Genomic DNA, 26392 nt, shown 5'->3' with positions numbered 1-26392 from the left:
ATTGGCAATGAACTCTTGGAAGATGGTGGACCCCCTGATGCGTCGTCAGGGGGAAAACGTGCTTAAACGGCTGCGTGAGACCGGATTTCAGGCTTATTTTGTCGGGGGCTGCGTCCGCGACGAACTGATGGGCCGTCCGGTTCACGACATGGATATCGCCACCTCGGCCAAACCGGAGGAGGTGATCGCGCTGTTCGACCGGACGGTTCCGACCGGTATTCAGCACGGAACGGTCACTGTTCTGATGAACGGGCAGGCCTTTGAAGTGACGACCTTCCGCAAGGAGGCGGAGTACGAGGATCACCGCCATCCTTCCAGTGTGGAATTCGTCGAGGAGCTGACCAGCGATCTACGCCGCCGCGATTTCACGATGAATGCGATGGCCTGCGACGAGAGCGGCCGGATTACCGACGTCTTCGGCGGGCGCCGGGATATCGAGGCGGGCGTGATCCGCTGCGTCGGCGATGCGGCGGAGCGGTTCGACGAGGATGCGCTGCGCATGATGCGGGCGGTCCGGTTCGCCTCCGTGTTCGCTTTCCGCCCGGCGAAAAGCTTGTGGGCGGCGCTGCGGGGAGGTCGCGCGAAGATCGCTTATATCGCGATGGAGCGAATTCGGGCCGAGCTGGAGAAGATCGTGCTAGGCCCGTATCCGCTTCGCGGGCTTGCGCTCCTGCAGCGCAGCGGGCTGCTGGAGAGCGTCAAAGCCCCGGTGCCGCAAGCTGCCCTGACTGCGCTTCGGGATGAGGGGCGATTGACGCTTCTTAATGCGCTGGAGTCGTTCCCGCCCGACGCGGCGGAAATCCGCTGGTCGCTCTTGCTGCAAGCGCTGGGCGTCCCCGGGGAAGAGGCCGCCGGGTTGATGAAGAAGTGGACCTTTTCCAATGCGGCGGCGCAAGGGGCGGCGGATCTGCTGCGGTTTGACGAGCATTGGAATGCCGCCAGGGAAGGGTCGGACGGGGACTTAACCTTGCTGCGCCGCCATTGGATCGAGCTGGAACTTCGCTTCGGCAAGAAAATTGCCGCAAGCTGGCTGGATCGGCGGGAAACCCTGTTGCGGTCCGAAACGGGCCCTGAGGCGGCAATTGGCCGCTCGGTGGCGGAGAAGCTGGATCGGCTTCGGCGGGAGGAAGGCCGGTGGCACCGGGAGACCGTCGTACATACGCTGGGGGAGCTGGCCGTCACAGGCGGGGATATATTGCAATATATCGGCAGAAAGGGCGGTCCCTGGCTGGGCGAGTTGATGAAGGAATTGCTGTTCGAGGTCGCCTCCGGCCAGCTTGACAATCAGCGGGAACGCTTGCTGGAATTTGCGAAAGTTGTGGTGAATGAAGATGGAGCATAATAAATTGCTGGAGATGCTGAAAGCCGCGCCCGGCGAGTATATATCCGGCGAAGAGATCAGCCGCCGCTTGTCGATCAGCCGGACGGCCGTCTGGAAGCAAATCAACAAGCTGCGCGAAGAAGGCTATGAATTCGAAGCCGTATCCCGCAAAGGCTACCGGCTGGTCGGTTCGCCGGATAAGTTGGAGGAAGCGGCGATCGGCGCCATGCTGCAAACGTCCGGCTTTGCCCGGAAGCTCCGGCTGCTGGACGTTACGTCATCGACCCAGGAGGCCGCCCGGCTGCTGGCGGAGGAAGGAGCGGCCGAAGGGACGCTGGTCATCGCCGAGGAGCAGACGGGCGGCCGCGGACGCCAGGGTCGGATGTGGTTCTCGCCGCCGCACAAAGGCGTCTGGATGAGCCTGCTGCTGCGCCCGCGGCGGCCGCTCGCCTTCGCCCCGCAGCTCACCCTGCTGACGGCGGTGGCCGTCTGCCGGGCGATCCGTAAAGTGAGCGGGGCCGATGCCGGCATTAAATGGCCGAACGATATTTTGATCGGCGGCAAAAAGGTATGCGGAATTTTGATCGAATCCGCCGGAGAAGACGAAATGATCAAGTATTGCATCGCCGGCATCGGAATCGACGTCAATTTGGAGCCGGAGGATATCCCGGCGGAGCTGCGCAGCGTCGCGACCTCGCTGAAAATCGAAAGCGGCCGGCACATCGACCGCGCGGAGTTGATTGCCGCGGTGATGAACGAGCTGGAACAGCTTTATAAGCTTCATGAAGAGGAGGGCTTTGCCCCGATCCGCCTGTTGTGGGAAGCTTTGTCCGTGACGTTGGGGCGTCGAGTTACCGTATGGGGCGGCCGCGGCGATATTTCGGGCGTGGCGAAATCGCTGGATGAATCGGGGGCGCTCGTATTGCAGGACGAACACGGGAGCGACGTCAAGATTTTCTCGGGCGATGTACAACTTGGATGATGAAATATGTAACGCAATTTGTTATACTGTCCTCATGAGGCGATATCGAGGATTCGAATTGCACTCATGCGGAAACAATATAGGTGGTTATTAGTTTTACGGTGGCGTTTCGAAAGAACGTTGGATTCTGCTCTGAGCCGAAGAGGACCGAGACAGAAGAACGAGCGAAAGCGACTCTTCTTTGCGTTCGGACCTTTTTAGTTCACAAACTAAAAGGTTTTTTTGTTGTGTCCACTTCCCGCGAAGGGGCAACCGATAACGAAAAGAGGAGATGGAGAAGAAATGGCTGGTAAACATCCGCTGAATATTGTAAAAATGAAAAAAATGAAGCAGGCCGGCGACCCGATCACGATGATCACCGCTTACGATTACCCGTCGGCGAGTCTGGCGGAGGAAGCGGGGGTCGACGTGATCCTGGTCGGCGACTCCATGGGCAACACGGTGCTGGGGTACGATTCCACCATTCCCGTTACGGTGGAGGACATGATTTGCCACACGCGCGCAGTCGCCCGCGGAGCACGAAATACGTTTATCGTTGCCGACCTGCCGTTTATGACATATCACGGAAGTATTGATGAAACGCTGCGTACCGTACGGCGGATTATGCAGGAAGGACACGCCCAGGCCGTCAAGATGGAGGGCGGCGCGGAAATCGCCGCCACGGTTCAGGCCATCGTTCAGGCCGGGGTGCCGGTGCTTGGCCATATCGGCCTGACGCCGCAGTCCGTCAACCAAATCGGCGGCTACCGCGTACAGGGCAAGGACGAACGGGACGCCCGGCGCCTGCTGGAAGACGCGCAGGCGCTGGAGCGCGCCGGGGTATTCGGCATCGTGCTGGAACTGGTCACGGAGGAAGCGGCCGCCGTCATCACGGAAACGATATCCGTGCCGACGATCGGCATCGGCGCAGGCCGCAAAGTGGATGGACAGGTACTCGTGTTCCATGACATCCTGAAATATACGCCGGAATACCGCGAGAAGCGGTTCGTCAAAACGTATGCCGACATCGGCGAGCAAATCCGCACCGGTATCGCGGGTTATGTGAGCGATGTTAAGACGAAGGCGTTTCCGGAAGAAAAACACGTGTTCGCCGCCGAAGACGGCGTGCTTGACAGTTTATACGGCAAAGGGAAGGTGGAATCCCGTTCATGAAGGTGTTCAGGGAGATTGGAGAACTGAAGGAATATTTGAAGATCGAGCGGATCAAAACCGCCAAAGAGAGAAAGTTTCCCAAAACGGGGCTGGTGCCTACGATGGGGTATCTGCATGAAGGGCATGCCAGTCTGCTGCGGCGGGCCCGTCAGGAGAACGAAATCGTCGTGCTCAGCATCTTCGTCAATCCGATCCAGTTCGGACCGAACGAGGATTTTGAACGCTATCCGCGCGACGAGAAACGGGATCTTGAGCTGGCCGAACGCGAAGGCGTCGACGTCGTCTTCATGCCTGCCGTCAATGAAATGTATCCGCGTCCGACCTTGACGAAGATCGCCGTCGGCGAGCTGACGGACCGTTTATGCGGGGCATCGCGGCCGGGGCATTTTGACGGAGTGACGACCGTGGTGGGCAAATTGTTCCACATCGTTCAGCCGAGCAGCGCCTATTTCGGACAAAAGGACGCCCAGCAGGCGGCCGTGATCGCGCAAATGGTCCAGGACCTCAATTTCGATGTCCGCATCGTACCTTGTCCGATCGTCCGCGAAAGCGACGGACTGGCGCTCAGTTCCCGGAATGTATATTTGAGCGAAGAAGAGCGGAAAGCCGCTCTGGTGCTCTCCGGAAGCCTGCTGAAGCTGGAGTCCGATATCAACGCGGGCGGGCGGGTAACGGCCGGAGAGGCACGTAAAGGCCTGTTGGAATCGATCCAGGCGGAACCGCTGGCGGTTGTCGATTATGTGGAAGTCGTGGATTTTCCTGGGCTTGCGCCGCTTGCCGACAGCGAGGCGATTCATGAAGCGGAAGGTCCGGTTCTGGTCGCGCTGGCGGTGAAATTCGGCACGACGCGTCTGATCGATAACGTGATTTTAAATAAGAAGGGGGAGTGAGCTATCACCATGTATAGAACGATGATGAAATCTAAAATCCACCGGGCCACGGTCACGGAGGCCAATTTGAATTATATAGGCAGCATTACGATTGACGAAGCCCTGATGGAAGCGGCCGATTTGCTGGAAAATGAAAAAGTGCAAGTCGTCAACAACAACAACGGCGCCCGCCTGGAGACGTACGTGATTCCCGGACTGCGCGGCAGCGGGGTGATCTGCCTCAACGGAGCGGCGGCGAGACTTGTGCAACCGGGAGACAATGTAATCATTATTTCCTATGCGGCAATGTCTCCGGAAGAGCTGAGAAGCCATAAGCCGACCGTCGTTTTCGTCGACGAGCACAACCGTCCGGTCGAACAAGTCGACCGGGAGCTGCACGGGGTCATCCGTTAAATCCGCCTGGTCATGCAATTAATCCCTTCGGGAATGAAATGCCCGTTCAAAACAAAAAATGAACGTAAGGCTCGCACTGATTTCATTTTCGTTAAGGGTGGGATGCGGATGATGTTTCAGCATATGTTTGCGGAAATGAATGAAATGTTGGATGACATTATAAAATTTTACCACGTTGCCCAAGGCGCCGAGAAACAGGATCTGGCCAAGAAGTGGCATCTGCTCAAAACGATGAGCGACGGCATTATCGAGGAATGGCTCAATTTCGAAGAAAAAATGGGCGCTTTCCGCCAAAGCTTGGCCGATTCGGAAGGTAAAGAAAGCTATGAACTTCCCGAGATGAAGTGCGACGCCTTTGTTAAAGGCCAAGGGTATTACAAACTGTTGATGTTCACGGAATCGCTGACCAAATTCAGGCTTGCGCTCGAAGAATTTCCCGACAGCCTCGTGACCCGGACTTATTTGGCGATGTGCCTGATGCATTTGGAACAGTACGAAGAAGCGATCCCGCATTTCTGGCGAGTACTGGAGGACGCCGACAACCGCCGGCTGCGCTCGATTATTTATAACGCTCTGGGCTGCATCGAAGCGCATCATGGCGGACGCGACAAGGCGAAGGAATATTTTAAGCTGGCCCATTATCATGATCCTTCCCTCGCGGAGCCGCTGGCCAACCTGGAGGCTTGCATGCGCAGCTCCGGCAAACTGCAATACGGAAACGAGCTGACATCACTGCTCTAGCGGAAAGGGCGCGGCGTTCAATTCACGGCATATTTTTCACATTTGGCGATGCTTGTTCCTCGTTTTGGAACGCATCGCTTTTTCTTGCCTATAGCTGACGTGCTTGACCCCGGGTCAATTTTCAAATCGGCTTTCTTCTGTTATGCTGTAGAGAGACTGGAACGAAAGGGAAATAAGGATCAATGAAATATGCCGTACTGGATTTTGAAACGACGGGTAACCAGTCCTCCGATGAAATAATTCAAGCGGGACTTGCCATTATAGATGAAGACTTGAAGGTTTCCCAGGTATATAGTTCCTATGTGAAGCCGGGAATATCCATTCCTCCGTTTATTACCGGTCTAACCGGAATTACGGAAGAGGATGTCAAGGATGCGCCGGAACTCGATGAAGTGATGATGGAAATGGTTCCCTTGCTCGAAGATGTGGTGCTCGTGGGCCATAATGTGGCCTTCGATTTCAATTATTTGCAGAGCGCGCTTGACAAGTCGGGGTATCTTCCTTTTACGGGCCGCATTCTCGATACGATGGATTTTCTGAAAATATTTTTTCCTTCGCTGACAACGTATCAGCTGGGTCTTGTCGCCGACGAGCTTGGAGTGGAGCATGAACGTCCGCACCAGGCGGACAGCGACGCTTTGGCGACCGCGCTGATCTTCCTGAAATGTCTGGAAGAGCTGAGCGGCTTGCCCCTGCTCGTGCTGCAGCGGCTGTCGGATCTGTTCGCAGGCGAGGACAGCGATCTGGGCTGGTTCTTCGACGCCATGCTCCAGGATAGGGAACGGGAAGCCGGACAGGAACCCGACGGTTTCACTTATTACCGCCAATTTGCGCTTCGGGTTGATGATTGGATGGATATTGAACCGGCTAGAAGCGGCATGCTTGACAATCCGCTGCGGGACATTTCCTTCGAGCAGTTTATGGAGCAGGTAAAGGATAATTTGCGCGCCAAGCTGCCGGAATATGAAGAGCGCGAAGCTCAGACCCTCATGCTGGGCGAAGTGAATCGCGCCTTTGCCGAGGACAAGCATCTCTTGATCGAGGCGGGGACCGGTACCGGCAAATCGCTCGGGTACCTGCTGCCGGCCATTTATCATAGCGTAAAGCAAGACGAGAAGGTTATGGTCAGCACGCATACGATCAACCTTCAGGAGCAGCTGCGGGAACGGGATATCCCCCTGCTGACGGAAGCCGTGCCGTTTCCGTTTACGGCCGCGGTGTTTAAAGGAAGACAACATTATTTGTGTTTGCGCAAATTTGAACATAAAATGAATAGAAAGGACTTTGCCACACCTAAAGAAGAGGTGATAACGGCGGCCCAAATGATCGTCTGGCTGGCGCAGACGGAGACGGGGGACGACGAAGAACTCAATCTGGGAAACCGGGGCAGCGATTTCTGGGAAACGGTGGCTAGCGAATCCGATTCCTGCCTTGGCCGGTCCTGCCCGTGGTTCCGCAAGTGCTATTACCATAAGGCCAAGCATGAAGCCGGGGTGGCCGACGTGGTCATTACGAACCATTCCAAGCTGTTTACGGACATTCAGGCCGGGCATCAGCTCCTGCCGGGCTACGACCGCCTGGTCATCGACGAGGCGCACCATTTGGAGGAGGTCGCCGGCAAGCATCTCGGCTTGCAAATGAAATATTTCACCGTTGTCCATACGCTTACCCGGCTGTTTAAGGACAGCAAGACCGGACAATTGCCGAACCTGAGAACGATGCTTGGTCATGCGGAGGGCGAAAAATCGGCGGAATGGTGCTCGGTCATCGACGGATTGTATCCTTCGCTGCTCGATGTGAAAGATTGTTGGGACCGGCTGGCGGAACAATTGTTTGCGCTCATGCCGGAACGCAGTGATGCGGCCCCCGGCGACCCCGGACAATTCGTGCTCCGGCTCTTGCAGGACAAGAAGCCGAAAGTCTGGGAGGCGCTTTCCGCGATCGAGAATCAGATCTATACCACGCTTTCCGATACGATCCGCAAAGGGGAGCGTCTGCTTGCCGAGCTGAAGGACGACGACAACGATTACGGATTCGACAGTTTAGTCACCGATATCAGCGGCCTGTTCAAGGATCTGGCCGGCGAGCGCGACGCCCTGCGGTTCTTCATGAAGATGGACGATGCCAATACGGTCTACTGGCTCGAAGGAAACGGCACCTATCGCAGCAAATCTCTGCAATTGTTTGCGGTTCCGATCGATGTGAGCACGCAGCTGAAAGGATTTTTCTTCGATAAGAAGAAAAGCGTGGTCATGACTTCGGCTACGCTGTCGGTGGATAAATCGTTTCAATATATGATCGACCAGCTTGGGCTCGGGGAAGCGGCGGAACAGGAGCGGCTGCTTACGGCGATGCTTCCCTCGCCGTTCAATTACCGCGAACAGGCGCTTGTGGTCATCCCGCGTGACTTCCCCAGCGTGAAGGGCAGCGTGGGCGACGATCATTTTGTGCGTACGCTGGTGCAATCGCTGGCCGATACGGCGGTCGTCACGAAAGGCCGCATGCTGGTGTTGTTCACTTCCTACCGGATGCTAAGGCAGGTATACGATCCGCTCAAGGAGCTCTTGGCGGAGCAGGGAATTACCGTGATCGGGCAAGGCATGGACAGCGGAAGCCGGACCAAGCTGACCCGGCGCTTTCAGGGACAGAACGCCTCCGTGCTGCTGGGAACCAACAGCTTTTGGGAAGGAGTGGACATCCCTGGAGAAGCGTTGACCAGTCTCGCCATCGTCCGGCTGCCGTTTCAACCGCCCAACCATCCGCTCGTTGAGGCCAAGAGCGAACGGCTGCAGCAGGAGAAGAAGAATCCGTTTATGAAGCTGTCGGTTCCTCAGGCCGTGATCCGGTTCAAGCAAGGCTTCGGACGGCTGGTCCGGTCCTCGCAGGACCGCGGGATCGTGGTCGTTTACGATACGCGCATCTTGGAATCTTACTACGGAAAGTATTTTTTATATTCTTTGCCTGGACCGAAGATGGAGCATATGCCGCTTGGGCAGATGGTTCCTCGCATTTCGGAATGGCTGGATGTATAAAGAGCGAGATTTATAAAGAGTGATGAATAAGAGCGGTAATTGTTGTTCAAATCGCGCCAAATAGGGGGATAACCAATGAAAACGGAAAAAATTTCGGATGCTGTAGTACGCAGATTGCCGGTGTATTTGCGGTTTCTCAATGAATTGAGCCGCCGTGAAGTTCCGACGGTATCGTCCCAGGAGCTGGGACAGAAGCTGGATCTCAATCCGGCGCAAATCCGCAAGGATCTCGCGTATTTCGGCGATTTCGGCCGCAAGGGGATCGGCTACGATGTGCCCTATCTGATCGAAAAGATCAGGCAAATTCTCAATTTGGACCAGCAGATCAACGTCGCTTTGATCGGTGCCGGTAATCTCGGTCAGGCGCTGTCCAATTACAATGCTTACGTCAAGGACAATATGAAAATTGTGGCCGTTTTTGATTCATCGCCCGCCAAAATCGGCACCATGATCAACAACATCGAGATTCAGCCGATCGAAGAGCTGATCGAAACCGTAAAGAAGAAAAATATCCGTATCGGCATTATTACGGTACCGGACGTAGAGGCACAACGCGTGGCCGACCAGCTTATCGAAGCGGGGATCGGGGCGATCCTCAATTTTGCTCCGATCATCATCAAGGCCCCGGCCGAAGTGCGCGTGCATGCGGCCGATTTCACAACCGATTTGATGAGCTTGGCGTATTATTTGGATGGGGGAAAGGAAACAACCAATGACGACTCGAAAATGGCTGATTAAAGATGGAACTTTTGCCGTACTTGACCGGGAAAACCCGGTTCTTCGCGGCTATATGCTGATTGAAGGCGACACGATCGCCTATATCGGCGAAGACCGGCCTGTGGGAGCGGAAGGAGCCGAAACGTTCGACGGCAAAGGCCTGCTGTTTCTGCCGGGCCTGATCAACACCCACGGCCATGCCGCGATGTCCCTGCTTCGCGGTTATGGCGACGATATGGTGCTGCAGCAGTGGCTGCAGGAGAAAATGTGGCCGATGGAAGCTAAATTTTCGGGAGAAGACGTGTACCGGGGCACGGCACTGTCGGTTCTGGAAATGCTGAAAGGCGGGACGACGACGTTCCTCGATATGTACGACCATATGGATCAAGTGGCAGCCGTAGTCGAGCAGTCGGGCATCCGCGCCGTGCTGACGCGCGGCGTGATCGGTTTGTGTCCGCCGGATGTGCAGCAGCAGAAGCTGGATGATGCGGTGGCCTTCGCCAAGAACTGGCACGGCAAGGCGGACGGGCGGATTACGACGATGATGTCTCCGCACGCGCCTTATACCTGTCCTCCGGATTATATCGAGAAAATCGTACAGGCGGCGCATGATCTGAATCTTCCGCTTCATACGCATATGTCGGAAACGCGCGCCGAAGTCGAGCAGAATGTGGCCGATTACGGCGTTCGTCCCGTTCAGCATCTGCTCAATCTCGGCTTGTTCAGCCGCCCGGCACTGCTGGCGCACGCCGTGCATTTGACCGACGAGGAAATCGGGATTTTAGCGGATCACCATGTCGCCGTGTCCCATAATCCGGGCAGCAATCTCAAGCTGGCAAGCGGCGTGGCGCGCGTGCCCGAGCTGCTTAAGGCCGGGGTCACCGTCTCGCTCGGCACGGACGGTCCGGCCAGCAACAATAACCTCGACATGTTCGAAGAGATCCGCCTGGCGGCCCTGATCCATAAGGGAGTTTCGGGCGACCCTACGGCCGTTCCGGCAGCGGAAGCGCTCCGAATGGGCACGGAATACGGAGCTAAATCGCTCTTCCTGTCCGATACGGGCAAGCTCGCCGCCGGGATGAAGGCGGATTTCATCGCGCTGGATACGGAGCAGGCTCATTTCCTGCCGCGGACCGATTATATTTCGCATGCGGTTTACTCCGCCGGTCCGAAGGATGTAGAGCATGTCTGGGTGAACGGCAAGCAGGTCGTCAAGCACGGAGAATGCCTGACCTTGGACGAAGAGAAAGTGCGGTTCGAAGCGCAGGCGGCTTTTGAGGGCTTGCTCGCTCGATGATTAATCCGGCATTGGGGAAAGGAAGAGAGGCTTGAGAAACAGAACCAAATGGATCCTGCTCTCCATTGTGATTTTGGCGCTCGTGCTCATCGGCCTTCACCGTTATTATCTCTATATTCAGCAGGAATTACGGCAAGGAGAGGACGCGGCCGTTCAGCAGGCCCGGCAGGAAGCGGGGCTTCAGGAAACGACGAAAGTGTGGAAGTCCGTCTGGGACAAAGTCTGCTGGGTCATTCAGGGTAAGGATGAGAATGGCCGCGAGGTCATGATCTGGCTGCCGGAAGGCGGACAGCCCGAAATAAAGCCGCTGTCCGAAGGGGTATCGGAAAGCCAGGTGCGCGAGATCATACGCGACACCTATCCGGGAATCGAAATCGTCAGATTAATGCCGGGTATATATAACGATGAGCTGGTCTGGCAGCTTTTTTACAAGGAAAATGCCCATCATTACTACCGTTTCTTCCGTTTCGGCGACGGGACGCCGCTGGAAGAAGTATTCACATTGCCTAATCGGTAGTTTTTTTGAAAAAAATATAGCCTTGCCAAGGACGCTGTATAAGTGACGGTCTTTGGCAAGGCTTTTTTTAATGATTTTAATTTAAATTTTAAAATATATTCACACTCTTCATTCGAAATAGTATATACGATATGATATACTCTAACTTGTAGAAAATTTATAGATAGACGATAATGACTTTTTGATATATTCGATTCAAAATTTACAGCAAGGAGGACATTTACGTGAAACTGCGTATTGTACCGATTGTGGCTAGTGTGGCAGTGTCCGCGCTGCTGTTGTTCGGAGGATGGTTCGCTTATAAAGAGTGGGTCGTCGAAGGCCCTTTTGAGCATAAAATCAGCCAATACGACGGCGTCAAAAGCGTTCACACCGATATTACCCAAAAACAGGCGGTGTTGAAACTCGATTTGGAGCCGGGCACGGATTTTGGCAGTCTCGTCAAACAAATTGAGACCGATGGAGAGAAATGGATCGGCAACAGAGAGTTGAAGCTGGTCGTGGAAGACCGCGCTACGCCGAAGCTGAACGAATTGTGGGAAGAAGCTCTGTTCCCGGTTGCCCAGGCGATGGAGAATAAGGAGTACACGGGGATTACCGCCGCTTTGGACCACATGATGAAGGAAGACGGCGGCCTTACCGCCAAGGCGGAAATGGACGACCGCAATGTATACATTACATTGACGGACGGGCAGGCCAGCAAGTTCATTATTTTGCCCCGTACGGCGCAAACGATAGGGGTGTGGCCGAATGCGTAAGTGGATGCTGGAAGTTGCAGCCGGATTCGTGCCGGTGTTGCTGATTTTTATGGCTTATATCGGCTATAATATACTCCCGCTCATCGTGTTATTTGTCATGCTGGGAGCAATTTTCGCCGTGGTCAAAATGCGCGGAGGCACCGTTGCCACCGCCTCTCAAGAGCGCAAGCGCAAAAAAGTCGGCAGTTCCGATCTGACCTTCAATGAAATCGGCGGCCAGGACAGCGCCAAGCAAGAGCTGATCGAGGCGTTGGATTTTATGGTCCGGCATGAGGAAATCAAGAAATTCGGCATTCGCCCGATCAAGGGGATTCTGCTCACCGGGCCTCCGGGAACCGGGAAAACGCTGATGGCCAAGGCGGCCGCCCAGTACACGAATGCGGTATTCGTTGCGGCGTCGGGCAGTGAATTCGTCGAAATGTACGTTGGGGTCGGTGCGAGCCGGATTCGCGATCTGTTTAAAGAAGCCCGCACGCGGGCGGCCAAAGAGAAGAAAGACAACGCTGTTATCTTCATCGATGAGATCGATGTGATCGGCGGCAAACGCGAAGGCGGCCAGCAGCGGGAGTACGACCAGACGCTGAATCAATTGCTGACCGAGATGGACGGGATTTTCACGTCGGAAACGCCGCGCATTTTGCTCATCGCGGCGACCAACCGCAAGGAAATGCTGGACAGCGCCTTGCTTCGCCCCGGCCGGTTCGACCGGCATATACAGGTCGATCTGCCGGACAAGAAGGGGCGCCGTCATATCCTCGAGCTGCACGCCAAGAACAAGCCGCTCTCCTCTGAAGTCAGCCTGGATAAGGTTGCGGAAGAGTCATACGGTTTCTCCGGGGCCCAGCTCGAGAGCGTCATGAACGAAGCGGCGATCTACGCGATGCGGGACGGCAGCGGCGAGATCAGCCAGCGCCATCTGTCGATGGCGATCGACAAGGTGATGATGGGCGAGAAGACGGACCGCCAATCGACCGAGGAAGAGAAGCGCCGCGTCGCCGTTCACGAGCTGGGGCATGCGGTGGCCGCGGAAGTCGTGGCTCCGGGCAGCGTGAATCAGGTTGCGCTCAGCCCGCGCGGCCGGGCGCTGGGTTATGTGCGGCATAACCCGCAGGAAGAAAAGTACTTGTACACCAAACAGTATCTCGAAGGCCAAATTATTATCGCGCTCGCGGGCGCGGCGGCGGAGGAGATTTATTACGGGGGCCGCAGCACCGGGTCGAGCAACGACTTCGAGCAGGCGGTAAATCTGGTCAAAACGATGATGACCTCCGGGCTGACCTCGCTCGGTATCATCAATATGGATATGATAACCACGGAAGTGCTAATGGAAGAGAATTCCTCCATATTGGAAGATCTGGCTGCTCGTTCCAAGCAGCTGCTGATCGATCATGCGGCCGTATTCGACAAGTCACTGGAAATCCTTCTAAAGGAAGAGCGCCTCTCCGGAGACGAATTCCGTTGTCAATTTCGTGACAGCTTAAACTTACCGGCATAATTTGTTATGCCGGTTATTTTTTTTTACTTTTTGCTCGTGCTAAGATATTATTATATGGTTGGGTATAAATTGATGTATTATTCGACATCAGGGGTACAATATTATGAAGAGACCATGAAAGGATGGAGCGAGAAGACCATGAATTTCAAAAGAATAGGTGTCATCGGCGGAGGTACGATGGGTCAAGGCATCAGCGAAATGCTGGCGGCCAAAGGGCTTGACGTATTGCTCGTGGAAGAGACAACCGAAAAATTAAACCATGCTTACAGCATGATAGAAACGAGTTTGGACAAGCAGCTTGAGAAATGGGCGATCACCAAGGCCGAGAAAAAATTGATCTTATCGAAAATTCATAAAGTGAATCATTTTGCCGAACTCGGGACCTGCGATATGGTCATCGAGACCATTTCGGAGGATTTGAATGCCAAAAAAGAAGTATTCAAACAGCTGGATCAAGTCTGCCCGAGCAACATCATTCTGGCGAGCAACACGTCTACGCTAAGTTTGACGGAAATCGCCGGCTCGACGATGTATCCGGAGCGCGTGATCGGGATGCACTTCATTTATCCGGTCGCCAAAATCAACCTGGTGGAAATCATCCGCGGCTTGAAAACATCGGATTCGACCTTTGAAGAGACGAAGCATTTCGTCGAAGAAATTGTCGACAAACATGGCATCCTGGTGTACGAATCCCCGGGCTTCGTAACTTCCCGGATCATTTGCCTCATGATCAATGAAGCGCTGCATGTGTATGGCGAAGGGGTCGCTTCCGCCGAAGACATCGACGACGCGATGCGGATCGGCTACCAGTTCAAATACGGTCCTTTGGAAATGGCCGACCGCTTCGGCCTGGATTCCGTGATGGCCGCGCTGGAGAACATGTTCCGCGAATTCGGCGATTTGAAATACCGGCCGTCCTATGTCCTGAAGAAAATGGTCCGCGCGGGTTCCCTCGGGGTGAAATCGGGCGAAGGATTTTTCAAATACGACAAGGATGGTGACCGGATATGAAAATTTTAGTCATTAATGCGGGAAGCTCCTCCCTGAAATATCAACTGTACGATATGAACGACGAATCCGTACTGGCCAAAGGACTTGTGGAACGGATCGGCCTGGATTCCTCCATTCTGACGCATAAACCGACCGGCAAAGAGGAAGTTACGGAAGTCAGCGACATTCTGGAGCACACGACGGCGATCCGCAAGGTGCTGGATAAATTGACCGACAAAGAGCACGGCGTCCTGGAATCGATCGACGAAATCGATGCGGTCGGACATCGCGTCGTTCACGGCGGAGAAGCCTTTAAATCCTCGGCGCTTATTACCGGCGAAGTCAAATCGGAGATCCGCCGTCTGTTTGACCTGGCTCCACTGCATAATCCGGCTTGTATGATGGGGATTCAGGCTGCGGAAGCCAACCTGCCGAATGTACCGCAAACGGTCGTGTTCGACACGTCCTTCCACCAAACGATGCCGGAGAAAGCTTATCTGTACGCGATTCCGAAGGTGTTGTACAAGAGATATAAGGTTCGCCGTTACGGGTTCCACGGTACTTCGCACGATTATGTGAGCAAGGCGGCCGCGAAATATTTGGATCGCCCGCTGGAAGACCTGAAGATCATCACCTGCCATATCGGCAACGGTGCCAGCTTGACCGCGGTCAAGGGCGGCGTATCCGTGGATACCTCGATGGGTATGACCCCGCTGGAAGGTCTCATCATGGGGACGAGAAGCGGCGACCTCGATCCGGCCATCGTTCCTTATTTAATGAATAAAGAGGAATTGTCGATCAACGAAATCAATTCCATGCTGAACAAGCATAGCGGACTCTTGGCGATCTCCGGTTCGAGCAGCGATATGCGCGATATTACAGACGGTATGGAAGAGGGCGAACCGAACGCGACGCTCGCGTTTGAAATGTACGAATACCGCCTCCGCAAATACATCGGTTCCTATGCCGCGGCGATGAACGGCGTCGACGTGATCGTATTTACGGCGGGTGTCGGCGAAAACTCGGCCATCGTCCGGGAGAAAGTATGCGAAAATCTGACCTATCTCGGCGTTGAGATCGACAAGGAATTGAACAAGATCCGTTCGGGCGAGCCGCGCAGAATTTCCACGCCGAATTCCAAGGTGGAAGTGCTGGTCGTTCCGACGAACGAAGAGCTTGTTATCGCCCGTGACACATTGCGGATCGTTCAGGAAATGAAGTAAGCTAAGAGTGTTAGAGGATAGTCATAAGGTAAATCATTAGGCAATATTAGAGGAGAGATTGAAGCATGGCGATCAAAACTGTGATCCGTCAGGTGAATGAACATGTCGGGGAAACCGTCGTCATCGGCAGTTGGCTGAACAACAAGCGTTCCAGCGGCAAAATCCAGTTTTTGCAGCTCCGCGACGGGACCGGCTATATTCAGGCGGTCGTCGTCAAGAATGAAGTATCGGAAGAGACCTGGAATGCCGCTAAGAGCTTGACCCAGGAATCCTCCGTGTACGTTACGGGGGTGATCCGCGAAGAGCCTCGCAGCCAGTCGGGATACGAGATGACGGTAAACGAGCTGGAAATCATCCATTTAACCGAAAATTACCCGATTACGCCAAAAGAGCATGGCGTTGATTTCTTGATGGATCATCGTCATTTGTGGCTCCGTTCCTCCAAACAGCGGGCGATTCTGGTCATTCGTGCGGAAATTATCCGCGCGGTGCAGGAGTTTTTCGACAAGCACGGCTTTACGCTCGTCGATCCGCCGATTCTGACGCCGACCTCGGCGGAAGGGACCACGAACCTGTTCCACACGAAATATTTCGATGAGGACGCTTATTTGACGCAAAGCGGTCAATTATATATGGAAGCTGCCGCGATGGCGCTCGGCAAGGTATATTCCTTCGGCCCGACGTTCCGCGCGGAGAAATCCAAAACCCGCCGCCACCTGATCGAATTCTGGATGATCGAGCCGGAAATGGCATTCACCGATCATGAGGAAAGCTTGAAGGTGCAGGAGGAATTCATCACTCATATCGTGCAATCCGTCGTGACCAATTGCCGGACAGAGCTGGAAGCGGTAGACCGGGATATTTCCAAACTTGAAAATATCAAAGCGCCGTTCCCGCGGATTACTTATGATGAGGCGATCGAATATTTGCACACCCAAGGCTTTGACATCCCTTGGGGCGAAGATTTCGGGGCGCCGCACGAGACGGCGATCGCAGAACGTTACGACAAGCCGGTATTCATTACGCATTATCCGGCCGGCATTAAGGCGTTCTATATGAAACCGGACCCGAATCGTCCGGAAGTCGTGCTGTGCGCAGACATGATCGCGCCGGAAGGCTACGGCGAAATTATCGGCGGTTCGCAGCGGATCGACGATCCGGAGCTGATGGCGGAGCGGTTTAAAGAACATAATCTGCCGATGGAGACGTACCAATGGTACATGGATCTGCGGACCTACGGCTCGGTTCCCCATTCCGGCTTCGGCCTCGGGCTGGAACGGACGGTAGCCTGGATTTGCGGGCTGGATCACGTCCGGGAGACGATTCCGTTCCCTCGCATGCTGTACCGTCTGTATCCGTAAGAAAGGTGAGTACTTAATCGTATGACCGAAAGCTGGAAAATATGGGCAAGTGGAATTTCGTTCGGGCTGGAATCTGGCGTGGTGAATGTGCCTTTTGCATTGCTGGCACACTACCGGAACCTCCGATTGAACGAGACGGAGGTCATGCTGCTCCTGCAATTGCTGTCATTCAAACAAGTCGAGCGCAATGACTTCCCGGCCATGGACCAGCTCGAACGGCGGATGGGTACGGCTCCAGGCGAGATATCTTCGGTGATCCGGCGCCTGATGCAGGACGGCTGGCTCGCCATCGACGAAGCGGAAGACGAGACGACCGGCGTCCATGCGGAAAGCTACAATCTAACCGGCATGTACCAGAAGCTGGGACAGTTTCTTGCCGAACGGGAGCAGGATAAGCGATCCGGTGCGGCCAAACAAACCGCGGCTGCCCGCCAGCCGGTTACGGATCGGCGCGCCGATCAGGAGCGGAATCTGTTCGTCATTTTCGAGAAGGAGTTTGCCCGTCCGCTTTCGCCGATGGAATGCGAGACCATCTCCGGTTGGGTCGATCAGGACGGCTACCCCGAGGAACTGATTTTGCTGGCGCTGAAGGAAGCGGTATTTGCCGGTAAGGTCCATTTCCGTTACATCGACCGGATCCTGCTGGAATGGAGCCGCAACCGCGTCCAAACGGCGGAGGACGCCAAGGCGTATACGCAGAGGTTCCGCTCGGGCGGACGATAATTCTAGATGCATGATTGCGGGAGAAGCATTTCCGCAAAACAGTTGATCATAAGGCCTCCGAATTTATGACATTCGGAGGCCTTTTTGCGTTTTTCATTGAAGGAATCCAACCGGAATCGAGCCTCGCATATTTTACATGAATGTAATATTAAAAACATATAAATATTCCACGGATATGATATGTTAAAAATGTACAAATCTAGTAAGCTATGAAGGGGGCTTGACCGTGATAGGCTGGATCATCTACAAGCATTTACCCCAGGATGTAAAGCCGGAGACCTACGAAATCAGGCGATTGGTCGAGGAGGCGGAGCGGCAGGAGATCGAAATCCGGGTGCTGGCTCCGGAGCAGTTCGAGCTGATCGTCACGCGGGACGACCGCAAAAGCGTGCTGGTTGACGGCGAGGTGGTACAGCTTCCCGATTTCGTCCTGCCCAGAATGGGGGCGGGGACAAACTACTTCGGGCTGGCCCTGATCCGACATTTGGAACGGCTGGGCGTACGGACCTTCAATTCCTCGCAAAGCATCGACACGGTCAAGGATAAGCTATACACGCAGCAGATTTTGGCGGAGCACAATTTGCCCGTGCCCAAAACGATGCTGATCCGCTCCAAGGTGGATGTCAATCTGGTGGAAAAGCATCTCGGCTTTCCGGTTGTCGTCAAGACGATTTCCGGCTCCCAGGGAAGCGGGGTATTCCTCGCGGAAACCAAATCGAAGTTCATCGATCTGTTGGAAATGATCAACGCCTATAAGGAAAACGCGACGATGATTCTGCAGGAATTCGTGGAATCGAGCCGAGGGACGGATCTGCGGGTGCTGACGATCGGCGGGCGTGCGGTGGCGGCGATGAAACGCAATTCCGGCAGTGACAGCTTCAAAGCAAATTACTCCCGCGGCGGCACGGTGGAGCCGTACGAGATTAATCCCGAAATGGAGTGGCTGGCTTTGGAAACATCAAGGCTGCTGAATCTGGATATCGCCGGAATCGATCTGTTGTTTGACGGGGATCATTACAAAATATGCGAAGCCAATTCCTCGCCGGGATTCGAAGGGATCGAGTCGTGCTGCAGCGTCAATATCGCGGAGGAAATTTACAATTTTCTGCGGGTGAGGCTAAACCGCTTTTAGGTTATTGAATAGAGTTTAATAATAAAGGCCTTGAATATATTGGAAGGAAAATGAGAAATACGTGCGCTTTAATCGGCCCTCTACTGGCATATTGCCATTAAGAGGGCTTTTAATATTCAACTATAAGTCCTTATGATCAAGTAAAATAATATAGTAGGGAAAGTTCTTAAACACTATCTTTAAAAAAAATTTCAGATTTTGCAGGGGCAAGCCTCGTTTGCTTCGTCTATATATTCGGGAAGGAGGAGAGAGTTATCGGCGAGGAGTCATTGATCGAACAAATGAAGCAGGGCAACCGAGCCGCTTTTCGCGAATTCGTAACCGAATACGGAAACCTGGTATTCCGTGCAGCTTTTTCCGTTCTGCATGACGAGAAAGAGGCGGAGGATGCCGCACAGGAAACTTTCCTTCAAGTCTATAAATCTCTCTCCACGTACCGATCGCAAGGAATCAAGACCTGGCTGACGAGAATTGCCGTCAACAAAGCGATAGATATCAAACGGCGGCGGGACCGTCGCCGCGAGGAGCAATGGGACCCTGCGGACGTAGCCGCGAAGCTGCCGGCCGTAGAGGATGATCACCTTAAGGAAATGATCGACGATGAACGAAAAAGCGAGCTTCACCAGAAAATCGCCCAGCTTCCGCCGGGCCACCGGCAGGTCGTTACCGCCTTTTACATAGAAGGCAAAAGCCAGGAAGAGATCGCAACCGAACTGACGCAGAGTGTGAAGACGGTGGAATCGAAGCTGTACCGGGCCAGAGCCTGGATCCGCGAGCATTGGAAGAAGGAGGAATGGCGATGAAGGAAACGATTAGCGGAATGACTGCGACGCAGCAGGAACTGTGGAAGACATACATTCGCGGCGAGCTTCCCCCCGAACAAGCAGAGGAACTGGACAAACTGCTTCAGGACGACGAGTCCGCGTTTCGGGCCTATATGCAGGAGCTCATCGCCTTGGAGGCGGACCTTCCGGCACTCGGCAATGACCGGAGGTTTGCCGACGGCGTACTGTCCCTGCTTCCGGAGCAAGAAGCCGGCCGGAAGGCGGAGGCACATCGAAGACGCCGCCACCGTCCCTTGTTGCAGTATATTATTGCGGCTGCCGTCACCTTCCTGCTGCTTAGCGGGGGTGCCTTCGACGTATTGTCCGATGGGGCGAGCGCGGCTTCAAATAGCAAGAGCCGGACGATGGATACGCCGCTTAGCCATCAGTTGATTAAACAGGCGGCGCAGTGGGTGGAGCGGACCGGCGAAACTTTAAACGAAAGACGAAAGGATGAATGAAGTTGACTTATTACCGCAGCCGAATGCTGGCGATTATATTGAATTTTATTCCGGGCCTTGGACATTTATATTGGGGGCGAAGAATGAGGGGAGTATTTTACCCGTTATTCCTTTTTGGCGGTCTGCTGTTCGGTTTTGTCGCCGGGGCGGCGACAAATGTGGGAGAGATATTCCTCGCCGCTATTATCGGGGCGCTGATTCTTTGGTTCATCTCGATGCTGGATCTGTTCATTATTATGGTCCGCGAGCCTGCGGCTCAGGAAAGATCGCCTTATGACCCGCAGGGCATGCCGCGGAAGGGGGAGGCCGAGACCGAGCGCTTCTTTACGATTCTGCTGTCCTTTATCCCGGGGCTCGGCCATTTTCAACTGGGACTGGTACAGCGGGGCTTGTCTTTTCTGATCATGTTCTTCGGCCTGACGACGATCATGCTGTTCGTAACCGGGATGACGCATGAAACGGTATTTTTGCTCTTCCTGGCGCTGCTGCCGATCATTTGGATGTACTGCATGTTCGACGCCGTACAGTTGATCCACCGCAAACAGGCCGGGGAATTGCTGGAGGACCGCTCTTTGCTGGACGAGTGGGAGTCGGGCCGGATCGAAGGGCGGCGCAGCAAGGTACTGGCGACGCTGCTCTCGGCCTTTCCGGGGGCGGGGCAAATGTATTTGGGTTTGCAAAAACGCGGGCTGCAGCTTATGATACTGTTCCTGGGAAGCTACTACGTTATCGAAACGCTCAGATTGTCCGCCTTTTTGTTCATTGTGCCGATTATTTGGTGCTACAGCTTTTTTGACGGCCTGCAGCAAATTAGCCGGTACGGGGTTTTGCCGCTGGAAGATATTCCGCTGATTAAGGGCAGAGGTGGCAGTCAGCACTGGATCGGGCTCACGCTGCTGTTGCTCGGCGTCTATTTTGTCGGGGTGGAGTTAATCATCCCCGCACTGGACAGATGGTTTCCTTATCTTGAACTTCGCTATTTGATCAGCGAATATTTGCGACCGATTCTTGTGGCGGTCGTCTTGATCGGCGGGGGCATCAAGCTCTTGTCCGGCCGCAGCGACCGCGACCGGTCGTTTCACCTGGATGATACCGACATCTGATGCGGACCAACCGAATTAATATTATAACAGTAGAGAGGGCCGACGGTTACCCGGGATTCCCTCTCTATTTTTTTGGGCCGCTAATTTTGTTACAATTCTCTCAAGGCCTGCTAGAATCAAAGGTCATTAAAAGGAGAAACCGACATGTTTAAAATATTCATCGTCGAAGACGACCGTCAGCTTGCCGGGCTGCTGGAACAATATTTGCAAAGATTCGGCTACGATACCCGCCTCGTGTCCGACTTCGGCAAAGTCAAAGAGGAGTTTGCGGCCGCGGAGCCGCATCTCGTTCTGCTCGACGTCAATTTGCCGAAATACGATGGTTACTACTGGTGCAGACAGATACGCAACCTGTCTACCTGTCCGATTCTGTTCATCTCTGCCCGGGACGGCAAGATGGACCAGGTCATGGCGCTGGAAAACGGGGCGGACGACTATATCACCAAACCGTTCGATTACGATATCGTCCTGGCGAAAATCATGAGCCAGCTGCGCCGCTGTTACGGAACTTACGCCGGGACCGGCGGCGAGCGCGTCGTGGAGCTTGCGGGGCTGCGCCTGGACAAGGATCGGCTTTATTTAAGTCTGCAGGATCAAAAAACGGAGCTCAGCTTGACCGAAGTGAAAATGCTGGATGAATTGATGACGCGAAGCGAGGAAGTCGTCAGCCGCGATCGGCTGCTGGAAAAAATCTGGGACGATCAGGCGTTTGTCGACGACAATACGCTTAATGTATACGTGACGCGGGTCCGCAAAAAACTGTCGGCTTTGGGGATCGAAGACGCGCTGCAAACGGTGCGGGGAAGCGGATACCGGCTCGTCCCCAACTGGGAGATGGAATCATGAGGCTGTTTTTGCGGGATCAGCGCCCGCTGATCGGAATCTATATCCTCCAGCTTGCGACCGTTGCCGGCGTATTCTGGCTTGACGGATACCGGAATCTCGCCATCGTGCTGTATGCGGCGCTGCTCAGCGGATGCCTGCTGACGGCGTATCTCGTATACCGCTACATCACGAACCGGTCGCTCTACCGCTGCCTGGAGCAAGGGGACGGGCTGGATGTTTTTAAAGAGGTGAAGGCGACAACGCCGCTGTCCGAGTCCTTGTATCGTCTGCTCAAAAAGCAATACCGTCATTATGTTTCCGAACTGAGCCGCCAGCAAAATAAAATCAATCATCATACCCAGTTCATCAGCCAATGGGTGCATCAGATGAAGACTCCGGTGTCCGTCATCCACCTGATGATCCAGGACAGCGCCGACCCCAACTCCGTTGCGATCGGCGACGAGCTGGACCGGCTGCGCCAAGGGCTGGATCTGGTGCTTTATTCGGCGCGGCTTGATGCCTTTTCCCAGGACTTCGTCGTGGAAAAGCTGGACTTGGAATCGCTTGTTCGCGCCGCCGTATCGGCGCAGAAACGGTTGTTCATCCGCAGCAAAGTGTTTCCGCGGACGGAATTTACGGCCGGGCCGCTGACGGTGGCCAGCGACGAGAAATGGTTGACCTTCGTGCTGACGCAAATTTTCACCAATGCGGTAAAGTATACGGCCAAGGAAACCGGTAACCTCCAAATTCGCGGGTTCCGCCGCGGGGATGAAACGGTGCTGGAAATACAGGATGATGGCGTCGGAATCCCGGACAGCGATTTGCCGCGCGTATTCGACGCCTATTTTACCGGAGAGAACGGCCGGAATTTTCGGGAATCCACCGGGATGGGTCTCCATCTCGTCAAGCAAATTTGCCTGGAGCTTGGGCATGGCGTAGAGCTGGAATCCAAAATCGGGCAGGGCACTTTGGTTCGTTTTATATTTCAAACGGAATCGCGGAAATCCGCTCGATAACCTTACAGTGTCGTAAGGTAATGTAAGGTTGAGCCATGGCTTGCCGTTTCAAGGCGCAGGTATAATGAGAACATCTCGGATGAGGAGGAGCGATGTATGACGGTTTTGCGGGCCGGCGAGCTGTCGAAAATATATGAAGGAACCATATCGACAAGAGCGCTGGACAATGTGTCTTTTGCCCTGGAGGACGGGGAATTCGTCGGCATAATGGGACCGTCGGGAAGCGGCAAAACGTCGCTGCTGAATGTGCTCGCCACCATCGACGAGCCGACCACCGGCACGGTCACGATCCGCGGGCGGAATCCGCATGAGCTGGGGAGCGAGGAGATGGCCTTGTTCCGGCGGCGCGAGCTGGGATTTATTTTTCAGCATTTCAATCTGCTGGATACGCTGACCGTGGAGGAAAATATCGTGCTGCCGCTGACCCTGGACGGCGCTCCGGTCGCCCGGATGAAGCAAAGCGCGCTGGAGCTCGCCCGCAGGCTGGGAATCGAAGACGTGCTGGGTAAATACCCGCGGGAAATTTCCGGCGGCCAGATGCAGCGGACGGCGATCGCCCGCGCCATGATCCACCGTCCTTCCCTGGTGCTGGCGGATGAGCCGACCGGGAATCTCGATTCCAAAGCTTCAAGGGACGTCATGGAGGCGTTCACGATGATGAACGTCGAGGAAGGGACCGCGATTCTGATGGTCACGCACGACGCTTTTGCCGCCAGCTTCTGCCATCGGGTGATTTTTATCAAGGACGGCAGATTTTATAACGAAATTTACCGCGGGGAGAACCGGCAGGCGTTCTTCCAAAAAATCATCGACATGATGTCGCTATTGGGAGGTGACACCGATCACCTTTCGCAAGTTCGCCTTTAGTCATGTACTGCGCAACAAACGCACCTACGCCGCCTATTTCCTGAGCAGCGCCTTTTCGGTGATGATCTTCTTCGTCTGCGCCCTGTTCTTGTTCCATCCCGGGCTGAGATCGCAGGTGGCTTGGAACTCGGCACTGCTGGTGCTGGCGGAGGCGGAAGTGATCATGTTCGTGTTCTGCTTCCTGTTTGTGCTGTATTCCGTCGGGTCGTTCCTGCGCTCGCGCAAACGGGAGTTCGGGCTGCTGCTGATGCACGGCATGACGGTAACCCAGCTACGCAAAATGATATTTTTGGAAAATATGCTCGTCGGCGCGGGGGCGCTCGGCACCGGAATTGCGGCAGGCCTGCTTACAGCGAAGCTGTTTCTGTTGGCCGGGGCGGAGCTGCTCGGGATCGATCCGCTGCCGTTTCATGTGTCGTTTTACAGCCTGCTGCTGACGGTATTCGCTTTCCTGCTGCTATTCTTGGTCATTTCGCTCTGCACGACTCTTCTGCTTGGCTCTACCCGGCCGATCGATCTGCTTCAGTCGGGCGCGAAACGGGACACTTCGCCGAAGCCTTCGAAAGTACAAGCTTTGCTTGCGGCGGTTTTGCTGCTGGCGAGCTATGGCCTGGCCGCCACGGCTTCGGCTTCCGAGGTAGAAGCCCGTATGCTTCCGGTTATCCTGATGACGATCGCGGGGACGTATCTCTTCTTTACGCAGGCCAGTGTGGTATTGCTCGGATTCATCAAGAGAAATCTCACCCGGTATTGGCGGAAAAGCAATCTGATTCTCGTCTCCAATCTGTCTTACCGGATGAAAGACAATGCCCGTATTCTGTTTATCGTCACGATCATTTCGACGGTGACATTTTGCGCCATAGGCATGTTTGCTTCGATCAACCGTTTGTCCGGTGAATTCGCCCTGGATTACCCTTCCGAAATCGGATATGTGGCGAAAGACGGAAGCGGGGCGGAGGAGGAGCATCTCGCGAAAATTTCCGCGGAGCTTGCCGCCAAAGGGATACATTTTCGCACGGAGAAAATGGACTTGGTGTTTGTCGACGCCGTATCCGATAGGCCGGATGCTAAGCGGGAGACGCTGCCGCTGATCGCCTTTTCGGATTACAGGCGGATGGTGCAAGCTGCGGGTTTCCCCTTCGAGGAGCAAGCTCCCCGGAATAACGAAGCGCTTGTCCTGATCAGCTCGGAGCGGGAGAGGCCGCTGCTGCGGGAAAGAAAACCCGCGGTTTATTTGCTTGGGGAACAAGGGATGCGGCTTCATGAAGCCGGGATTACCGGGCATGTGGCCATCCCCGAATATTTGCTGCCGGAGCTTGGAGCAAACGGCGGCGGCACTTTCTCCGGATTGGTGGTAGGCGACGGATTGCTGGAGCGTCTGGATCAAGTCGATAGGATTGAGTCTTATACGGCATTTTACGCCGATCGGTTGGAAGGGACCGCGGGGATCGCCGAGGATCTGGCGGATAACGGGAAAATGGCCTATAACCGGGGGGCGCCTTATGCACTGACGGTGAGCGGCACATTGTACGAGGTCCAGCGGACAACGTTTGGGGCGCTGCTGTTTTTCGCCTTATTGGTAGGAACCGTGTTTTTTATCGCGGCGGGCAGCTTTCTCTATTTCCGCTTATACAGCGATCTTGATGCGGACCGGCGCCAATACGCCGCTTTAACGAAGCTGGGCATGACCGGGAAGGAAATGAACCGGGTAGTGACGGTTCAACTCGCGCTTTTATTTTTCCTGCCGATCGGGGTAGCCATGCTGCACAGCCTGTTCGCGTTTATCGCGCTGCAAAGCTTTCTGTATATTTCAATCGCCTGGGAAGCAGGAATCATCTTGACCAGCTTCTGTCTCGTGCAGATCGTCTATTTCTTGTTCATCCGCGCCCGGTATTTGCGCAATTTGCATAAAACGGATCACTAACATACCAAAGTGGAGGTTGCTTGTGGAAAACTGGATTACGAGTATCATGGAACAGTTCGGCTATGCCGGGATACTGCTGCTGATTGCGCTGGAAAATGTGTTTCCTCCGATCCCGTCGGAGGTCATTCTGACCTTCGGAGGCTTTATGACCACTTATTCCAGCTTGACGGTTACCGGAGTGGTCATCGCCGCCACCGTCGGTTCGATCCTCGGCGCGATCGTGCTCTACGGCATCGGTTATCTCATCAACGTGGACCGGCTGGAGAATTGGATCGATCGTTACGGACGTTTTCTTCGCCTTAAGAAAGAGGATATCCGCAAAGCGGACGCCTGGTTTGACAAGTACGGCTATTGGACGGTGCTGTTTTGCCGCATGATTCCGTTGATTCGCAGCCTGATCTCCATTCCGGCGGGGATGTCGAAGATGAAATTCGGCGTGTTCCTGCTGTTTACGACGATCGGTACGCTGATCTGGAATGTCGTGCTGGTCTCCGTCGGGGCCGCCGTTGGCGGATCTTGGGAAAAGATCGTCGAGTTTATGGATGTTTATTCGAACATCGCATATGCGCTCATCGCTCTTTGCGTTGTAGCCGGGGGTTATCTGCTGCTGCGGAGACGAAGAAAATCCAAAAATAGCTGAAAGAGAGA

At 54.6% G+C, this 26392-nt stretch carries 24 protein-coding genes and 1 pseudogene; all 25 read left to right on the top strand.

Annotated elements, in window-relative coordinates; translation table 11 throughout:
* The first annotated feature begins 7 nt into the window (after window positions 1–7).
* A complete protein-coding gene (locus V3851_RS00635) occupies window positions 8–1342 on the top strand; it encodes a CCA tRNA nucleotidyltransferase (RefSeq protein ID WP_331844561.1) in 1335 nt (444 codons plus the stop codon).
* Complete coding sequence (locus tag V3851_RS00630; RefSeq protein ID WP_331844560.1) at window positions 1332–2303, top strand: biotin--[acetyl-CoA-carboxylase] ligase; 972 nt, start codon at window positions 1332–1334, stop codon at window positions 2301–2303. Before V3851_RS00635 ends, V3851_RS00630 begins: the two co-directional genes overlap by 11 nt.
* Window positions 2304–2585: 282 nt before the next feature.
* Window positions 2586–3455 (top strand): 3-methyl-2-oxobutanoate hydroxymethyltransferase, encoded by an 870-nt coding sequence (panB, locus tag V3851_RS00625; protein WP_331844559.1) that lies wholly within the window; start codon window positions 2586–2588, stop codon window positions 3453–3455.
* Window positions 3452–4345: a pantoate--beta-alanine ligase gene (panC, locus tag V3851_RS00620; protein WP_331844558.1), complete on the top strand. Its 894-nt coding sequence runs from the start codon at window positions 3452–3454 to the stop codon at window positions 4343–4345. The genes panB and panC overlap by 4 nt, the downstream gene beginning before the upstream one ends.
* A 9-nt stretch (window positions 4346–4354) precedes the next feature.
* The gene (gene panD / locus V3851_RS00615; RefSeq protein ID WP_331844557.1) at window positions 4355–4738 is read left to right on the top strand and encodes an aspartate 1-decarboxylase; all 384 of its coding nucleotides are present in this window, start codon (window positions 4355–4357) and stop codon (window positions 4736–4738) included.
* A 108-nt stretch (window positions 4739–4846) separates the two neighbouring features.
* A complete protein-coding gene (locus V3851_RS00610) occupies window positions 4847–5479 on the top strand; it encodes a tetratricopeptide repeat protein (protein ID WP_331844556.1) in 633 nt (210 codons plus the stop codon).
* Window positions 5480–5661: 182 nt separating this feature from the next.
* Window positions 5662–8511: an ATP-dependent DNA helicase DinG gene (gene dinG, locus V3851_RS00605; protein ID WP_331844555.1), complete on the top strand. Its 2850-nt coding sequence runs from the start codon at window positions 5662–5664 to the stop codon at window positions 8509–8511.
* A 75-nt stretch (window positions 8512–8586) separates the two neighbouring features.
* On the top strand, window positions 8587–9249 hold the full coding sequence (locus V3851_RS00600) for a redox-sensing transcriptional repressor Rex (RefSeq protein ID WP_331844554.1): 663 nt from the start codon (window positions 8587–8589) through the stop codon (window positions 9247–9249).
* Window positions 9224–10525 (top strand): amidohydrolase, encoded by a 1302-nt coding sequence (locus V3851_RS00595; RefSeq protein ID WP_331844553.1) that lies wholly within the window; start codon window positions 9224–9226, stop codon window positions 10523–10525. The genes V3851_RS00600 and V3851_RS00595 overlap by 26 nt, the downstream gene beginning before the upstream one ends.
* 31 nt (window positions 10526–10556) lie before the next feature.
* Window positions 10557–11042 (top strand): cell wall elongation regulator TseB-like domain-containing protein, encoded by a 486-nt coding sequence (locus tag V3851_RS00590; protein ID WP_331844552.1) that lies wholly within the window; start codon window positions 10557–10559, stop codon window positions 11040–11042.
* Between the two features lie 224 nt (window positions 11043–11266).
* Window positions 11267–11800 carry a hypothetical protein gene (locus V3851_RS00585; protein WP_331844551.1) on the top strand — a complete coding sequence of 178 codons (534 nt, stop codon included), beginning with the start codon at window positions 11267–11269 and terminating at the stop codon, window positions 11798–11800.
* Window positions 11793–13295 carry an AAA family ATPase gene (locus V3851_RS00580; RefSeq protein WP_331844550.1) on the top strand — a complete coding sequence of 501 codons (1503 nt, stop codon included), beginning with the start codon at window positions 11793–11795 and terminating at the stop codon, window positions 13293–13295. The genes V3851_RS00585 and V3851_RS00580 overlap by 8 nt, the downstream gene beginning before the upstream one ends.
* A 138-nt stretch (window positions 13296–13433) precedes the next feature.
* On the top strand, window positions 13434–14306 hold the full coding sequence (locus V3851_RS00575) for a 3-hydroxyacyl-CoA dehydrogenase family protein (RefSeq protein ID WP_331844549.1): 873 nt from the start codon (window positions 13434–13436) through the stop codon (window positions 14304–14306).
* Complete coding sequence (locus V3851_RS00570; RefSeq protein ID WP_331844548.1) at window positions 14303–15508, top strand: acetate/propionate family kinase; 1206 nt, start codon at window positions 14303–14305, stop codon at window positions 15506–15508. Before V3851_RS00575 ends, V3851_RS00570 begins: the two co-directional genes overlap by 4 nt.
* A 65-nt stretch (window positions 15509–15573) precedes the next feature.
* Entirely contained in the window at window positions 15574–16869 is a 1296-nt protein-coding gene (asnS, locus tag V3851_RS00565; protein WP_331844547.1) for an asparagine--tRNA ligase, read from the top strand.
* Between the two features lie 21 nt (window positions 16870–16890).
* Window positions 16891–17592 (top strand): DnaD domain-containing protein, encoded by a 702-nt coding sequence (locus V3851_RS00560; RefSeq protein ID WP_331844546.1) that lies wholly within the window; start codon window positions 16891–16893, stop codon window positions 17590–17592.
* Window positions 17593–17818: 226 nt separating this feature from the next.
* Window positions 17819–18724, top strand: a complete 906-nt coding sequence (locus V3851_RS00555) for an ATP-grasp domain-containing protein (RefSeq protein ID WP_331844545.1) — start codon at window positions 17819–17821, stop codon at window positions 18722–18724.
* A 269-nt stretch (window positions 18725–18993) separates the two neighbouring features.
* Window positions 18994–19527, top strand: a complete 534-nt coding sequence (locus V3851_RS00550; RefSeq protein ID WP_331844544.1) for an RNA polymerase sigma factor — start codon at window positions 18994–18996, stop codon at window positions 19525–19527.
* Entirely contained in the window at window positions 19524–20009 is a 486-nt protein-coding gene (locus tag V3851_RS00545) for a hypothetical protein (protein ID WP_331844543.1), read from the top strand. The genes V3851_RS00550 and V3851_RS00545 overlap by 4 nt, the downstream gene beginning before the upstream one ends.
* The gene (locus V3851_RS00540) at window positions 20006–21112 is read left to right on the top strand and encodes a hypothetical protein (RefSeq protein ID WP_414859239.1); all 1107 of its coding nucleotides are present in this window, start codon (window positions 20006–20008) and stop codon (window positions 21110–21112) included. Before V3851_RS00545 ends, V3851_RS00540 begins: the two co-directional genes overlap by 4 nt.
* A 144-nt stretch (window positions 21113–21256) precedes the next feature.
* The gene (locus tag V3851_RS00535) at window positions 21257–21958 is read left to right on the top strand and encodes a response regulator transcription factor (protein ID WP_331844542.1); all 702 of its coding nucleotides are present in this window, start codon (window positions 21257–21259) and stop codon (window positions 21956–21958) included.
* Window positions 21955–22953: a sensor histidine kinase gene (locus V3851_RS00530; protein WP_331844541.1), complete on the top strand. Its 999-nt coding sequence runs from the start codon at window positions 21955–21957 to the stop codon at window positions 22951–22953. The genes V3851_RS00535 and V3851_RS00530 overlap by 4 nt, the downstream gene beginning before the upstream one ends.
* A 96-nt stretch (window positions 22954–23049) precedes the next feature.
* Window positions 23050–23820 carry an ABC transporter ATP-binding protein gene (locus tag V3851_RS00525; RefSeq protein ID WP_331844540.1) on the top strand — a complete coding sequence of 257 codons (771 nt, stop codon included), beginning with the start codon at window positions 23050–23052 and terminating at the stop codon, window positions 23818–23820.
* Window positions 23821–23881: 61 nt separating this feature from the next.
* Window positions 23882–24304: pseudogene (locus tag V3851_RS26915) on the top strand (FtsX-like permease family protein); the annotation flags it as partial.
* Window positions 24305–25766: 1462 nt separating this feature from the next.
* Window positions 25767–26384 (top strand): DedA family protein, encoded by a 618-nt coding sequence (locus V3851_RS00515; RefSeq protein WP_331844538.1) that lies wholly within the window; start codon window positions 25767–25769, stop codon window positions 26382–26384.
* Window positions 26385–26392: the final 8 nt, after the last annotated feature.

The sequence above is a fragment of the Paenibacillus haidiansis genome, assembly GCF_036553665.1.
Taxonomy (GTDB): Bacteria; Bacillota; Bacilli; order Paenibacillales; family Paenibacillaceae; genus Fontibacillus; species Fontibacillus haidiansis.
This window is presented reverse-complemented; position numbering and strand designations above follow the sequence as displayed.

Bases quoted from the DNA above. Each gene is read 5' to 3' on its own strand.
- V3851_RS00635 (WP_331844561.1), top strand. From the start codon at position 8: ATGAACTCTTGGAAGATGGTGGACCCCCTGATGCGTCGTCAGGGGGAA.
- V3851_RS00630 (WP_331844560.1), top strand. From the start codon at position 1,332: ATGGAGCATAATAAATTGCTGGAGATGCTGAAAGCCGCGCCCGGCGAG.
- panB (WP_331844559.1), top strand. From the start codon at position 2,586: ATGGCTGGTAAACATCCGCTGAATATTGTAAAAATGAAAAAAATGAAG.
- panC (WP_331844558.1), top strand. From the start codon at position 3,452: ATGAAGGTGTTCAGGGAGATTGGAGAACTGAAGGAATATTTGAAGATC.
- panD (WP_331844557.1), top strand. From the start codon at position 4,355: ATGTATAGAACGATGATGAAATCTAAAATCCACCGGGCCACGGTCACG.
- V3851_RS00610 (WP_331844556.1), top strand. From the start codon at position 4,847: ATGATGTTTCAGCATATGTTTGCGGAAATGAATGAAATGTTGGATGAC.
- dinG (WP_331844555.1), top strand. From the start codon at position 5,662: ATGAAATATGCCGTACTGGATTTTGAAACGACGGGTAACCAGTCCTCC.
- V3851_RS00600 (WP_331844554.1), top strand. From the start codon at position 8,587: ATGAAAACGGAAAAAATTTCGGATGCTGTAGTACGCAGATTGCCGGTG.
- V3851_RS00595 (WP_331844553.1), top strand. From the start codon at position 9,224: ATGACGACTCGAAAATGGCTGATTAAAGATGGAACTTTTGCCGTACTT.
- V3851_RS00580 (WP_331844550.1), top strand. From the start codon at position 11,793: ATGCGTAAGTGGATGCTGGAAGTTGCAGCCGGATTCGTGCCGGTGTTG.
- V3851_RS00575 (WP_331844549.1), top strand. From the start codon at position 13,434: ATGAATTTCAAAAGAATAGGTGTCATCGGCGGAGGTACGATGGGTCAA.
- V3851_RS00570 (WP_331844548.1), top strand. From the start codon at position 14,303: ATGAAAATTTTAGTCATTAATGCGGGAAGCTCCTCCCTGAAATATCAA.
- asnS (WP_331844547.1), top strand. From the start codon at position 15,574: ATGGCGATCAAAACTGTGATCCGTCAGGTGAATGAACATGTCGGGGAA.
- V3851_RS00560 (WP_331844546.1), top strand. From the start codon at position 16,891: ATGACCGAAAGCTGGAAAATATGGGCAAGTGGAATTTCGTTCGGGCTG.
- V3851_RS00545 (WP_331844543.1), top strand. From the start codon at position 19,524: ATGAAGGAAACGATTAGCGGAATGACTGCGACGCAGCAGGAACTGTGG.
- V3851_RS00540 (WP_414859239.1), top strand. From the start codon at position 20,006: ATGAAGTTGACTTATTACCGCAGCCGAATGCTGGCGATTATATTGAAT.
- V3851_RS00535 (WP_331844542.1), top strand. From the start codon at position 21,257: ATGTTTAAAATATTCATCGTCGAAGACGACCGTCAGCTTGCCGGGCTG.
- V3851_RS00530 (WP_331844541.1), top strand. From the start codon at position 21,955: ATGAGGCTGTTTTTGCGGGATCAGCGCCCGCTGATCGGAATCTATATC.
- V3851_RS00525 (WP_331844540.1), top strand. From the start codon at position 23,050: ATGACGGTTTTGCGGGCCGGCGAGCTGTCGAAAATATATGAAGGAACC.